Raw genomic sequence first — 13,220 nt, forward strand, 5'->3', positions numbered from 1 at the left:
GTTTCATGCAAACATAGTGTCAATAATGGTGAATCTAGTCGTTTTATAAATAGGTTGTGGATGATAGTTTTGAGTATGAGTAAAAACCTGAATCAGTTCAATAATAATTTTTTGAAACACCAGACTAAATAGAATGAAACCGATGAGAATAGGATTTGTAGGATTTGGGGAAGTTAATTCTCCGATAGATTTAATAACTGAAAGTTGTGACAAGGCTCGAGCAGAAATCGCAGCATTAGGATACTCGCTTGTTACAAGCCCGATAGTTCGTGATGATGTGGATGGACAGGATGTACAACGGGCAATACGTGATTTATCTGAAGTGCCGTTTGATCTCCTAGTTGTTTGTCTTACCGGTTGGATTCCGTCTCATGCTGTTATCGCTATTACTTCACAATTTGCTGATAAACCTATGATTCTCTGGGGGCTTGCAGGTTATTATGAAAACCAGCGCCTTGTAACCGCTGCTGCACAGGCAGGAACAACAGCTTTACGCAAGGTTTTTGCCGACCTGGGTTATAAGTTTAAATATATTTATAACATTGTTGGGAAGCCCAGTCCTATAGCAAAAATTAAAGACTTTGTGAAAGCATCTTTTGCCTTAAAGGAATTACAATCAGCAAAGGTTGGTATGTTTGGTTTCCGAGATATGAGGCTATATAACACCCTGTATGATGGCATATCCTTAAAACGTAAATTGGGCATGGAAGTGGAGTTTTTTGAACTTCTGGAAATGATAACTGGCGCTGAACGAGTGGAAGAAAAGGAGCTTGCTGTCGTCTTAACGAAGATTCAATCTGATTGGGTTTTTCAAACAGCTATCGAAACTGCCTTTTTGGAGCAGGGTGTTCGCTATTATTTAGCAATCAAGGAACTTGCAAATAGACATGGAATATCGGCCATATCCATCAAGGACGTAGATGGTATGAAAAGTCTATTAAAATATCCACCAGCATTTGTTTTTATGTTATTGGCTGATGAGGCGGGGCTTTGCACTATTCCAGAGAACGATGTCATGGGCGCAGTTACTCAACTTATCGTTAAAAAATTAACGGGCCAATGTGCTGCATATTTTGAATTCTATGAATTCTTTGAAAACAGCGTATTGATGGGGGTGCCTGATTATGTTCCCGCCGAAGTGGTCGATGGTAAAGTCACAGTTACCCAAGCTGCCTTTGGAGGGATATCTGGAGGGCTATTAAATATTTCTAAAGTTCGGCCGGGGGAAATGACCTTGTTGCGTGTGAGCCAAACAGGCGATCAATTCTGGATGCATATGGTAAGAGGAACGGCTTCACCAATTAATTGGATGGAGGCAGGTTGGGATGAACCAGCTCCATTATTGCCAAGCTTCGAATTGAAACTTGAACATTCAGTTGAAGAATTTGCCGAGCAGATTTCCGGACAACATTACATTGCTGTTTATGGTGATTACACGGCAATATTAAAGGAGTTTTGCTATTTGGCGAGTGTAAATGTGGTTTAATAACATATGAAGAAATTTAACGCCATAATTGCCGGGTATATTTGTGTTGACTTGGTGCCGTCTTTTAAAATTCAGGAAGATCGGCATACGCAATATCAAGTGCTAAGACCAGGTCGTTTGATAGAAATTGACGGGATGGAATCTACCTTAGGTGGGGTTGTTGCCAATACAGGCCTAGCTATGAAGAAGTTTTCCCAACAGGTTCTATTAAACGGATTAATTGGCTCTGATTTTATTGGTAAAATTGCGATTTCCGCACTGCAAGAATACGGTTTGGCACAAGGAATTAAAACTGTTACGGAGAAAGGAACAGCTTTTGGACTGGTGATTTCCCCGCCAGGAGTTGATCGAATATTTTTAGAGTCTCCCGGTTGCAGTGAACTTTATGATATTGAATCTATTGACTTCAATGTCGTAGAAAATTGCCAAATTTTCCATTTTGGATATCCACCGTTATTAAAGCAGTTCTACAAACAGCAGGGAAAGCATCTTACCAAATTATTTCAGGAAGTACAACGTAGAAAGGTTGTCACCTCTTTGGATTTCAGCTTGCCGGACTCTGAAAGTGATTCTGGTAAAGTAAATTGGATACAGGTGTTACGAAATACCTTACCCTACACAGATATTTTCATGCCTTCCTTAGAAGAAGCTTTAAAAATTGTGTTCCCGTATGAATACACTCTGTTTGAAGCAACAGAAGGCGACATTATCGACTTGACTTCTGTTGAGTTAATTTCTGAATTAGGAGCGACGTTGGTAGCATTAGGTGCGAATGTCGTTTTGATAAAAGCTGCGCACCGAGGGTTGTTTCTATGGACTAAAGATGTGGAGGAAATTAATAAAAAGGGTGAACTTGGGTTAGATGTGGAAGAATGGAGCAATCAACAATGGTTCTGTCCAGCTTTTCCAGCAGAGGTTGAAAAGATTAAAAATGCCTCAGGTGCAGGAGATACTGCAGGTGCAGCATTTTTAACGGCTTTACTCAATGGCCATAATCCACAAGAAGCCCTGAAGTATGCAGCCTTGGCTGGGCGAAATAACTTGTATTGTAAAGATATTTTTTCTGAGCTCAAAGATTGGGATGATATGACAAGGGAAATAAATAACACAAATCATCCTGTACAGGAATTAACGGAACTCCTCAAAGCGAGTATCGATAAAAGCTAACAGTTTTAACTAAAATATTTCAATATGAATAACAATATTCCAATGGACAAAAACTGGTGGAGAGAATCTGCTATGGGCATTCCACAAATAATAACCGAAACACCTGGTACTAGATCACAAGCCATGCATCAGAATACCAGTAGGTTTATGAAAGGGCTAAGTTCTCAGGTAAAGCTATTTCCAGTTTGTTTTGAAGAAGGTTATGGCATTACACTAACAGATGTCGATGGTAACCGATACCTTGACTTCTCATCTGGAATTTATGTGGCTTCCTTAGGGCATTGCCACCCTAAAATCTCAGAAGCCATTTCATTTTGGGCAAAAAAGTTGATGAATGCTCATGATTTCTCGACTCCCGTGAAGGAAAAACTGATGGAGAAAATGGCCGATATTCTTCCAGGTAACTTAAATGCCATCCAACTTTATTCAGATGGGACCACAGCAGTAGAAGCAGCCATAAGAGCGGCTCGGGCCATTAGCAACAAACATGAATTTATTTCTGCCTATCGGGATTTCCATGGTAAAAGTATGAGTGCGGTTAGTTGTGCGCAAATGTTTAGAAGCGAAACATTCTCTTATGGCCCAACCCGCGCTCCAGGATTTTACATGGTGCCACGACCTGATCCATACCGTCCTTTATGGGTTAAAGCTGATGGAACAATTGATACTGATGCCTATATCCAGTTTTATGAAAACTTCTTGAAAGAAGGTACGGTTGGAAATGTTGCCGCCTTTGTGTTAGAACCTGCACAAGGCTGGGCAGGAAGCATTTTTCCACCAGACGACTTTTTCCCTAAGCTTAAATCACTTTGTGAAAAGTATAATATACTATTATATGATGATGAGGTATTGGCGGGAATGGGAAGAACTGGCGAATGGCTTACGCTAAACCATTGGGACGTTATTCCGGATATTGTGACTTTTGGGAAATCCTTTGGAAATGGCTTCCCAGTGACAGCAATGGTCGTGAAGGAAGAATATGCCGAAGCCTTAGAAAAAATTTCAGCCTCATCAAGTTATGGTGGCAACCCAATGGCCTGTGCAGCTGCATTAGCCTCCATAGAAGTAATTGAGGATGAGCAGATTTTGGAGAACGTAAAGCAGGTGGGTGATTATTTTATGAAACGATTGGAGCAGATGAAACGTGACCACCCTATCATCGGTGATGTAAAAGGGAAAGGCTTTTTATTAGGAATTGAGCTGGTGAAAGATAAATCAACAAAGGAGCCATTTTTAGAAGCAGGTATTTCGGTATATCAAAAAGCCTTCAGAAAAGGGCTCGCATGGATTCCCGCAGGGCATATTCTACGAATGTCGCCTCCGCTAATTATGGATGAGCATTACGCAAAGCTTGGGATGGATATCATAGAAGAATCCATTTGGGAAACAGAGAAAGAATTTGGGTATACCCAATAAAGGTGACTTTAGGGTTGAAGCATATAGAATTTCTTTTACAATTAGTTTTATACAACAAGAGCGACCAGGGGTGGTCGCTTCTTTTTTATAGCTGTTATCTTTTTCTATGGGTGAAAAGCTGGTTTGTAGATTCTTATTTACTAAGTTTTCTCTACTCCGTTGCTCTCACTTTTACCTCGCTAGGCGACTTCTGCTTAAAAGCTACAGCAAAATAATGTGGACTTCGATAACCTACCATGCGCGCGATCTCATTAATGTTAATCGATGTTTTTGCCTTATTTGACAGCAGTTCATACGCTTTACTTAATTTCGCATCAATTGCATAGTCTTTAATGGTTTGTCCAAAGAGCTGTTTAAAGCCGGCTTGCAGCTTGGTTCTGTTCATATAGGCGCGTTCTGCCAATGTTTGGATGCTGTAAAATTCCAATTGGGGTTTGCTTAAGAATTCCTTGATGGCATGCAGGCGATTTGTTTCCTGCAGCGAGAGGTTTATCTGTTTTCCTTCCTTTATTTTCTGTTCAGCGGAATGGAAAAGAATAGATAGCATTTCCTTGATCTTGCATTCCAAATACACCTTTTTAATGCTTGACTGATAATTGCAGGTATAGAGCTCCCAGAAGATGCGTTGCAGTTCTCCGGTTACCGGAAAGGCGCGCCCCCCCGAATATGGCAAGCTTCTGTTCTTCCATAGCCTGTAAGAATTTCTTGGCCGATTTAATATCAATCTGCAGATGCCGCTTAATCCAGGGGACACTCATTTGAATTTCTAAGGTAAAGGAGTTTTGGCAGGCTTGTCTTTTATAGGTTCCACTCATTTTAGGGATATAAAACAAAGCAAATTCCTTTTTCTCGACTTTAATGGCCTGCGCCTGTTCCTCGATAGGGAAGTAGGAAATACCGCCATTTGATAGTTCTACTTGAAATTGTAGGTAGGGTTTATCGGATTTAACTTGGAATTCAGGTTCTCTAAATCGAAGATTTTGGACATATGGATATGAACACCCTGAAGATGGAAACTCTTCCTTTCGACGTTTAACTCCTCTAATTGTTTACTCGCCACAATTTCCACAAAATCATCAGCAGCGTCATCTTGTAGGTCATCGGGGATATTAATAATTGTTTGAATGCGGGGATAATTCAGACGCGTCAGTTCAATTTTCATAAATGCTCGGGTAAAGTGCTATCATATTGGATTAATTATGTAAAAAAACAGTGTGTCGTTTGAGTTAATATTAGTGTAGCGTGGTGTCGTTAAATTCTGCAATAAATGAACGTTGGACTGCAAAATTAGATAATAAAAGTAAATAAATTTATCCAATAATTTTATTTAGTCAAAATAATACAAAAAAATGAAAATATAATTATAACGAGTTAAATTAGATATTTCGTGAATATGGAAGTAAAACGGCTTGTTGATTAGGACTTGGAGAAAAGGATTTTAACGATGTTTACTCCTGGAGGCTACTAAGACATACCAGAAGTCATTCTTCGCGATGCAAGGCCGATGAACCTAAATACTGCTTTGCATATTGGCTACTGGTATGGGCTTCCTGATAAAGGATAGGCTTATCAATAATATTTGAATTCTTTTTTTCTGACTTATTTAAAAAACTTACGCTCATGTTACATGAAGCAGTTTTTTCACACCTCATCTTTTTCATTTTATATTAGTAGATTCTCAATTAAAATACGGTGCTTTGCACTTGCTTTATGGTTTTAGTTTTTTATAAAGTTGATTCTCAAATCATACAATAATTAAACCCAGTAGAAACCTTTAAACTTATTTACATATGTAATACTTATTAAAATATTTGTATATATAAAATTAGTTCCTATCTTGGCAATAAGTCATACATATTTATTATTAGCCGGTTCCTATTGAAATCTTTGCAAAGTTTGACTGTAACCAATTCGCGTAAAACATAAAAAACTAACCAAAAATTATGAAAATTCCAATTAAACTACTGGGGTTTAAGGGGATATTGTACCTCTGGTATTTCTACTTATTATTCATGCCATTGTACAATTATGCCCTTGAGAGGCCCGAAAATTCATTTGAAAACTTTAAAAGGGAATCTTTAAGACTTCCTGATAGCCAATTGCTTTTACAACAAGTTACAGTGGCTGGTCTAGTAACTGACAGTTTGGGACAAGCTATACCTGGCGTATCTATCTCGGTAAAAGGAAATGAGAAAGTAAGTACATCCACGGACGAAAAAGGTATGTATGTCATACGTATAACCAATAGTTCGTCAATTCTCCTGTTTTCTAATGTCGGCTATCATACCCAGGAAGTACCAGTAGGAGGCAGAAGGGAAATTAATGTGATCATGCAAGCATCAGATGCGGAGATAGAGCAAGTCGTTGTGGTGGCTTTTGGATCGCAACGGAAAAAGGAAACTGTGGGTTCTATGTCTACCATAAATCCTTCTGAACTAAAGGTTCCTTCCAGCAATTTAACCACTGCATTAGCTGGGCGAGTTGCCGGTCTTGTGGCTTATCAACGTAGTGGCGAACCAGGCCAAGATAATGCAGACTTCTTTATACGAGGTGTCACAACGTTTGGATATGCCTCAAGCCCATTAATTTTGATTGACGGGGTAGAAATGCGCTCTGAAGATCTTGCCCGATTGCAACCTGATGATATTGCCAGTTTTTCCATCATGAAAGATGCCTCTGCAACGGCTTTATATGGCGCTCGAGGTGCTAATGGGGTAATACTTGTCAGTACAAAAGAAGGTAAGGAGGGAAAAGCTTCTGTTTCCGTCCGTTATGAAAGATCATTATCTGGAGCTACTCAAAATATTGAGTTAGCGGATCCAATTTCTTATATGCGATTGCATAATGAATCTATTCTGACCCGAGACCCTTTAGGTATTATGATGTATAGCCAGGAGAAGATTGAAAATACGGAAAAGGGAAGCAATAGTTTAATGTACCCAGTGACCGACTGGCAATCAACTCTCTTTAAAGACTATACAGTTAATGATCGGTTAAATTTTAATGTTAGTGGCGGGGGAAAAGTAGCGCGCTATTATATCGCAGCAACATATAATAAAGATAATGGGATGTTGAATGTTGATGAACGGAATAACTTCAATAGCAATATAGATTTGAAAAAATATCTACTAAGATCTAACATCAACATTAATGTAACCAATTCAACAGAAGCAATAATTAGATTGCACGGCACTTTTGATGATTATACAGGGCCACTTGAAAGTGCTACCTCCTTGTATAATAAAGTCGTTCGATCAAATCCTGTACTGTTCCCAGCTTATTACCCAGTTGATGATGCGCATGAAAATGTAACGCATATCTTATTTGGTAACTCGGGTACAGGTGAGTATATAAACCCTTATGCCGACTTGATGCGAGGTTATAAAGATTACTCAAAATCTTTGATGATGGCTCAATTTGAACTTAAACAAGATTTGAGTTTTATTACTCCAGGCCTAAAGGCAAGAGGATTATTTAGTACAAATAGATACGCTTATTTCGATGTGCAGCGCTTTTATAAACCCTTCTATTATAAAGTGGGCATGTACGATAAAATTAATGATTCATATAGCATTGTTGGTATTAATCCGGAAAGTGGTCAAGAGCATTTAGATTATGCGGAAGGGGCTAAAGAAATCAGTACTAATAGTTATATGGAAGCGGCATTAAATTATGACAAGAAGCTGGGGGAAAAGCATGCCCTAAGTGGATTGCTCGTATTTGTTATGAGAAACTCGTTAATAGGAAATGCGGGTACATTACAAAAATCCTTAGCATATCGGAATTTAGGTCTGTCTGGTCGTGCTACTTATTCCTTCTTAGATCGCTATTTTTTAGAGGGTAATTTCGGTTATAATGGGTCAGAGCGGTTTGATAAGAATAATCGTTTTGGCTTTTTCCCTTCTATTGGAGCAGCATGGGACGTGTCAGGCGAACCGTTTTGGTCCGATGGTATCCGTAGGGTTATTTCAATGTTCAAACTAAAAGCAACCTATGGCTTAGTTGGAAATGATGCTATTGGTTCGGCAGAGGATCGATTTTATTATTTATCTCAAATGAATATGAACAATAGTACTAGGGGGTATACTTTTGGTTCTGATTTCCAATATACTAAGAATGGTATCTCTATTTCTCGCTATGAAAACTCAAATATTACTTGGGAAACAGCATATAAATCAAACTTTGGGGTGGAATTGAAAATTGCGAATGTGCTCACCTTAAACGCAGATATATATAAAGAAAATCGCAAAAATATTCTTTTAACCCGCAGTCATATACCTGCTACAATGGGCTTACAAGTTACCCCAAGAGCGAATTTAGGGGAAATGAAAAGCTCAGGTCTCGATGCATCGCTAGATTTTAGTAAAAGCTTTAACTCTGGAATATGGTTAAGTGCAAGGGCAAACTTCACTTATGCAGTTAGTGAAATGGTAGCAGTTTCTGAACCCGATTATGGAGATACTCCATGGCGATCCACAGTAGGTTACTCCTACGGCCAACGGTGGGGCTATGTAGCTGAACGCTTATTTGTGGATGATAATGAAGTGAAAAACTCGCCTTATCAAGGCCCTGAAGTTATGGCTGGGGATATTAAATATAAGGACATTAATAACGATGGTCAAATTAATGAAATTGATCGGGTGCCTATAGGTTTTCCTACCGTTCCACAAGTTGTTTATGGTTTTGGAGTTTCTGTGGGCTGGAAAGGTGCAGATTTCTCCTGTTTCTTTCAAGGGCTAGGGAGAGAATCCTTTTGGATTGATAGTAAAGCTACTGCACCATTTATTGGCATTAATGGAAATGCATTATTAAAAGCCTACCAAGATAGTCATTGGTCTGAAGCAAACCGCGACCTTTATGCTCTTTGGCCACGTTTATCCTTTAAAGAAAATGAAAACAATAATGCCGTAAGTACTTGGTTTATGCGCGATGGATCGTTTTTAAGGCTAAAATCTGTAGAGGCAGGTTACACGTTTCCACAAAACTGGACTAGTAAATTTGGCGTACAAAAGGCACGGTTATATGCCAGTGGAGTAAACCTACTCACCTTTAGTCAATTTAAATTATGGGATCCTGAGATGGCTGGAAACGGTTTAGGCTACCCTGTTCAACGTGTTGGAAATATTGGTTTACAAATCTCATTTTAAGATGCGAATTATGAAAAAGAAAATATGGATTATTAACTGCTTATTGGCAACTTTCTTGTTGAATTCTTGTGATAAGTACCTCGATATTGTGCCTGATAATGTAGCCACACTCGATTATGCATTTAAAGATCGCATACGAGCAGAACAGTATTTGTTTACTTGTTATTCATATATGCCTCGACACGGGCTACCCCAATCACCAAGTATGTTTGATGATTATACCTGGTCTAATAGTGGGGTTGAATGGCTTCCTCAACTTGGGTTTCAATTGTTGCGCGATGGAAATAGGGTAACCTCGCCAATTTTGAATTATTGGAATGGCGAAAATGGAGCAACGAATCTTTGGCAGGCAATTCGGGATTGTAATATCTTTTTAAACAAAATAGACGAAGTTCGAGATTTAGATGAGTATGAAAAGAAAAGATGGGCGGCAGAAGTTAATTTCCTAAAGGCCTATTATCATTTCTTTCTGATGCAAATGTATGGACCTATTCCTGTTGTGGATGAAAATCTTCCAATTGATGCAAACCCCTCAGATGTGGCAGTTTATAGAGAGCCTATTGATAAGGTTGTAGATTATATAGTTCAAACAATAGACAAAACTATTGATGATTTACCGTTAAAAATCGATCTTGAAGTTTCGGAATTGGGCAGGATTACCAAACCCATTGCCCTAAGCATGAAAGCGAAAGTATTGCTCACTGCTGCCAGCCCATTGTTTAATGGAAATAAAGATTATAGCACCTTCGTAGATAATAAAGGTACTCAATTATTTAATCAAACTGCCGAGGAAGGTAAATGGCAAAAGGCCGCACAAGCTTGTAAGGCAGCGATAGATATTTGTCATGAAGCTGGAATTAAACTCTATGAATTCAATAATCAGTCGCTAAATATTTCTGAAACCACTAGGAAGGTGTTAACGGCTGGTCGAGTGGTTACCGACAAGTGGAACCAGGAGCGGATATGGGGAATTGGACATTATGGAAATAGTCGCATTTTAGAAGAATACACGCTGCCTGCATTGCATGGTGATCATGCATCATTTGTGCGCTCTGTAACTGTTCCCACTTTAAAAGCTGTAGAAGAATTTTACACGAAAAATGGCGTGCCGATAGAGGAGGATGTAAACTATGATTACGAGGGGCGTTATGAATTAGTGACAACAGGTATAGATCACGATTTGTTATTGCAACAAAACGTGCAGACTATTAATTTACATTTAAATCGTGAATATCGTTTTTATGGAAGCCTTGCTGTGGATGCTGGTTTGTGGTTTGGATTAGGGCGATTAAATGAAAAACAACAATGGCCAGTGAACTGCAGATTTGGACAACAATCTGGGCGAGTTGGTATAGAGCGCTATTCTATTTCCTCCTATTACATAAAGAAATTAGCGAACATAGAATCTGTTTTTAATGTAAAAACCTACATTGAAAAACGTTGGGACTTTCCCATTCTTCGATTAGCAGATCTCTATTTAATGTATGCTGAAGCACTTAATGAGTCTTTGCAAACGCCAAACCAGGAAGTCTATAAGTATGTAAATGCTATTAGAGAAAGAGCTGGTATTCCTTCTGTAGAGGAGGCTTGGGCCACGCATTCCAAATTTCCAGATAAATATTTATCCAAAGTTGGTATGCGTGATATTATTAGACGTGAACGGAATATTGAATTGATGTTTGAGGGCCATAGACTATGGGATGCAAGGCGTTGGAAAATAGCGGTGCAGGAGTTTGGAGAGCCTGTTCAAGGATGGAATATTGAAGAGAAAGAACCGGCGGATTTTTATATGGTTCGAACCATTAATAATTTGAGATATAACCTCAAAGATGTTTTTTGGCCAATTAAACAAAGTGAATTATCAATCAATAGAAATTTAATTCAAAATATTGGATGGTAAGCAAAATATGAATTATGAAATTAATGAGAATAACCATGAGAAATTATCTTATATATCCAATCTTTGGGATGCTATTGCTCAGTGCATGTGTCGATCAGGAAGTTGGACAGTATCCTTTAGATAATGTGGCTCCGGATAATGTTAAAAATGTGGGGGTTGAAAATTTAAGTGGAGGAGCTATTTTATCATATGACTTGCCGTCTGACGAAGACTTACTTTATGTAAAAGTAATCTACCATCTTGATAATGGTGAGCAGGTGGAGCAAAAATCTTCTGCTTATACTAATACTATTTTAATAGAAGGTTTAGGGAAATCGCGTGAACAGGACGTACAAATTTTGACAGGCGATCGAAGTAAAAACGAGTCTAAACCGATCAATGTTAAAATTAAACCTTTAGACGCACCGATTTATGATGTTTTTTCGAGTATTCAAATGTCCAATGATTTTGGTGGAATTCGATTAGTATGGGAAAATGAAAATAAATCAGACGTTGTCATTACGGTAATGCGAAAAGATGAAACGAATAAATTTGTGGAAATAGACCATATTTATACAAATGCAAAAAACGGAATTTCAAATGTCCGAGGTCAAGAGTCGAAGGATCAAGAGTTTGCGGTATTCGTTCGTGATCGTTGGCAAAATCGAACAGAAACAAAAGTAGGAAGGTTTTTTCCATTATTTGAAGAGGAATTAGACAAAGGGAAGTTTGCACGTTGGAATCCGCCGGGTCTTCCATACCAAGATTTGGGCCAAGGTTGGATTTTACAGAATATGTGGAATAAGTCGTTGGCCACTCCTGGGTTTAGTACCCCTACTGGCATGGCAAAACCAATGAATATAACCTTTGATTTGGGCCAAACGGCTAAATTAAGCCGCTTTAAAATATTTCAACGTTCAGATGCTGCTCAATTATATACAGGAGCCAATGTAAAACGGTTTGAAGTTTGGGGATCTGAACATCCTAATGTAAATCAGGACTTTAGTACTTGGAAAAAACTTGGGGACTTCCTTTCTTATAAACCCAGTGGACTACCATTAGGCCAAGTGTCAGAAGAGGATATGGAATATGCCGGACGTAAAGGGGAAGATTATATGGTTGATTTGGAATCTCCAGCAATCCGTTATATTCGATTAGTGGTCCATGAAACTTGGGGTTCAACAACCCATACTCAAATTATGGAAGTAAGCTTCTTTGGCCAAATTCAAAAATAATAATGCTTATTAATATGATAATTATGAGAAGTAATAAAAATTATATAGGTACCTGTTTCGCTTTATTCATTCTTTTATTAACACTTGGATCTTGTTCAAAAATGAATGATCTACATGATAAATATCTCAAAGATGGAGAACAGGTATATGTAGGTCAGCCTGATTCCGCTAAAGTGATGAGCGGAAATAAAAGAGCATTAATCCGTTATTGGACTTCCGACCCCAAGGCCAAGAAAATTCTGTTGTTTTGGAACCTAAAAAAAGACTCCCTGCTTTTAGATATACCAACAAAATCTAGGCTGGAACCAGTTGATGTCATTGTCGGAAATTTAGAGGAAAATAATTATGCCTTTGAATTGGTTACAACGAATAGTGAGCTGAAGAATAGATCTATTCCATTACCTCTAAACATTAAAGTGTATGGTGATTTATTTCAAGCATCACTCCATAATAGGAAAGTAAAAAGTTCTAGTTATTCCACTGTAACTAAAGGACTGACAATTAACTGGCATGGTGCCGTTGAAAAAAGCGTTGCTGTCGAAATGCAATATGTTGACCTTAATAATAGATCAGTAGATACCTTGATTTCACCTTCTGAAAAATCTAGTATTCTAGGAAGTTTTAAATCGGGTTTATCTTACAGGACTATTTTCCTTCCTGAAAAGGGAGCCATTGACTCCTTCTACACGGAAAAAGTAGAAGTTCCCATCGTACTTCCTTAAGACTTCATTATTCATAAAAGGAGGTAATTGTTTATCTTTTTTTGATGTGAAAAGCCCCGAAATAGTTCGGGGCTTTCCTTTTTCATTTCCATTGCAGACCCCTTTCACTCCCCTTTCAAACCCGTATCAATCCCCTTTGCAGTGGGGCTGGATACGGCCTTGAAAAGC

The 13,220-nt window shown here is 38.4% G+C and carries 11 protein-coding genes; 7 read left to right on the forward strand and 4 right to left on the reverse strand.

Annotated elements, in window-relative coordinates; translation table 11 throughout:
* The first annotated feature begins 142 nt into the window (after window positions 1-142).
* Genes GQF63_RS17855 through GQF63_RS17865 form a run of 3 tightly spaced genes read left to right on the forward strand, consistent with a single transcriptional unit; the run spans window position 143 to window position 4,069 of the window.
* Window positions 143-1,486, forward strand: a complete 1,344-nt coding sequence (locus GQF63_RS17855; protein ID WP_160370611.1) for a hypothetical protein — start codon at window positions 143-145, stop codon at window positions 1,484-1,486.
* A 6-nt stretch (window positions 1,487-1,492) separates the two neighbouring features.
* Window positions 1,493-2,653, forward strand: coding sequence for a carbohydrate kinase family protein (locus GQF63_RS17860; RefSeq protein ID WP_160370612.1), 1,161 nt, complete (start codon window positions 1,493-1,495; stop codon window positions 2,651-2,653).
* A 24-nt stretch (window positions 2,654-2,677) separates the two neighbouring features.
* Window positions 2,678-4,069 (forward strand): aspartate aminotransferase family protein, encoded by a 1,392-nt coding sequence (locus GQF63_RS17865; protein ID WP_160370613.1) that lies wholly within the window; start codon window positions 2,678-2,680, stop codon window positions 4,067-4,069.
* 151 nt (window positions 4,070-4,220) lie between these two features.
* Here the strand turns inward: GQF63_RS17865 and GQF63_RS17870 are convergent, their stop codons facing one another.
* The 4 genes from GQF63_RS17870 to GQF63_RS17885 form a co-directional block, all read right to left on the reverse strand.
* Window positions 4,221-4,616, reverse strand: coding sequence for a helix-turn-helix transcriptional regulator (locus tag GQF63_RS17870; RefSeq protein ID WP_212592647.1), 396 nt, complete (start codon window positions 4,614-4,616; stop codon window positions 4,221-4,223).
* Between the two features lie 31 nt (window positions 4,617-4,647).
* Window positions 4,648-4,884 carry a hypothetical protein gene (locus GQF63_RS17875; RefSeq protein WP_160370615.1) on the reverse strand — a complete coding sequence of 79 codons (237 nt, stop codon included), beginning with the start codon at window positions 4,882-4,884 and terminating at the stop codon, window positions 4,648-4,650.
* Window positions 4,885-4,982: 98 nt separating this feature from the next.
* Entirely contained in the window at window positions 4,983-5,231 is a 249-nt protein-coding gene (locus GQF63_RS17880; RefSeq protein WP_160370616.1) for a hypothetical protein, read from the reverse strand.
* Between the two features lie 319 nt (window positions 5,232-5,550).
* The gene (locus GQF63_RS17885) at window positions 5,551-5,691 is read right to left on the reverse strand and encodes a hypothetical protein (RefSeq protein WP_160370617.1); all 141 of its coding nucleotides are present in this window, start codon (window positions 5,689-5,691) and stop codon (window positions 5,551-5,553) included.
* A gap of 321 nt (window positions 5,692-6,012) precedes the next feature.
* Between GQF63_RS17885 and GQF63_RS17890 the strand changes: the two genes are divergently transcribed.
* The 4 genes from GQF63_RS17890 to GQF63_RS17905 are packed head-to-tail and all read left to right on the forward strand — an operon-like array spanning window position 6,013 to window position 13,052.
* Window positions 6,013-9,216 carry a SusC/RagA family TonB-linked outer membrane protein gene (locus GQF63_RS17890; RefSeq protein WP_246163609.1) on the forward strand — a complete coding sequence of 1,068 codons (3,204 nt, stop codon included), beginning with the start codon at window positions 6,013-6,015 and terminating at the stop codon, window positions 9,214-9,216.
* A gap of 10 nt (window positions 9,217-9,226) precedes the next feature.
* A complete protein-coding gene (locus GQF63_RS17895) occupies window positions 9,227-11,116 on the forward strand; it encodes a RagB/SusD family nutrient uptake outer membrane protein (RefSeq protein ID WP_160370618.1) in 1,890 nt (629 codons plus the stop codon).
* Window positions 11,117-11,151: 35 nt separating this feature from the next.
* Entirely contained in the window at window positions 11,152-12,330 is a 1,179-nt protein-coding gene (locus GQF63_RS17900; RefSeq protein ID WP_160370619.1) for a DUF5000 domain-containing lipoprotein, read from the forward strand.
* Between the two features lie 23 nt (window positions 12,331-12,353).
* Window positions 12,354-13,052: a DUF4998 domain-containing protein gene (locus tag GQF63_RS17905; protein ID WP_160370620.1), complete on the forward strand. Its 699-nt coding sequence runs from the start codon at window positions 12,354-12,356 to the stop codon at window positions 13,050-13,052.
* Window positions 13,053-13,220: the final 168 nt, after the last annotated feature.

The sequence above is a fragment of the Sphingobacterium humi genome (assembly GCF_009768885.1).
GTDB lineage: Bacteria > Bacteroidota > Bacteroidia > Sphingobacteriales > Sphingobacteriaceae > Sphingobacterium > Sphingobacterium humi.

What these genes read in the sequence shown, in the direction of transcription:
- GQF63_RS17855 (WP_160370611.1), top strand. Translation starts at nt 143, where the DNA reads ATGAGAATAGGATTTGTAGGATTTGGGGAAGTTAATTCTCCGATAGAT.
- GQF63_RS17860 (WP_160370612.1), top strand. Translation starts at nt 1,493, where the DNA reads ATGAAGAAATTTAACGCCATAATTGCCGGGTATATTTGTGTTGACTTG.
- GQF63_RS17865 (WP_160370613.1), top strand. Translation starts at nt 2,678, where the DNA reads ATGAATAACAATATTCCAATGGACAAAAACTGGTGGAGAGAATCTGCT.
- GQF63_RS17870 (WP_212592647.1), bottom strand. Translation starts at nt 4,616, where the DNA reads ATGCTATCTATTCTTTTCCATTCCGCTGAACAGAAAATAAAGGAAGGA.
- GQF63_RS17875 (WP_160370615.1), bottom strand. Translation starts at nt 4,884, where the DNA reads ATGAGTGGAACCTATAAAAGACAAGCCTGCCAAAACTCCTTTACCTTA.
- GQF63_RS17880 (WP_160370616.1), bottom strand. Translation starts at nt 5,231, where the DNA reads ATGAAAATTGAACTGACGCGTCTGAATTATCCCCGCATTCAAACAATT.
- GQF63_RS17885 (WP_160370617.1), bottom strand. Translation starts at nt 5,691, where the DNA reads ATGAGCGTAAGTTTTTTAAATAAGTCAGAAAAAAAGAATTCAAATATT.
- GQF63_RS17890 (WP_246163609.1), top strand. Translation starts at nt 6,013, where the DNA reads ATGAAAATTCCAATTAAACTACTGGGGTTTAAGGGGATATTGTACCTC.
- GQF63_RS17895 (WP_160370618.1), top strand. Translation starts at nt 9,227, where the DNA reads ATGAAAAAGAAAATATGGATTATTAACTGCTTATTGGCAACTTTCTTG.
- GQF63_RS17900 (WP_160370619.1), top strand. Translation starts at nt 11,152, where the DNA reads ATGAGAAATTATCTTATATATCCAATCTTTGGGATGCTATTGCTCAGT.
- GQF63_RS17905 (WP_160370620.1), top strand. Translation starts at nt 12,354, where the DNA reads ATGAGAAGTAATAAAAATTATATAGGTACCTGTTTCGCTTTATTCATT.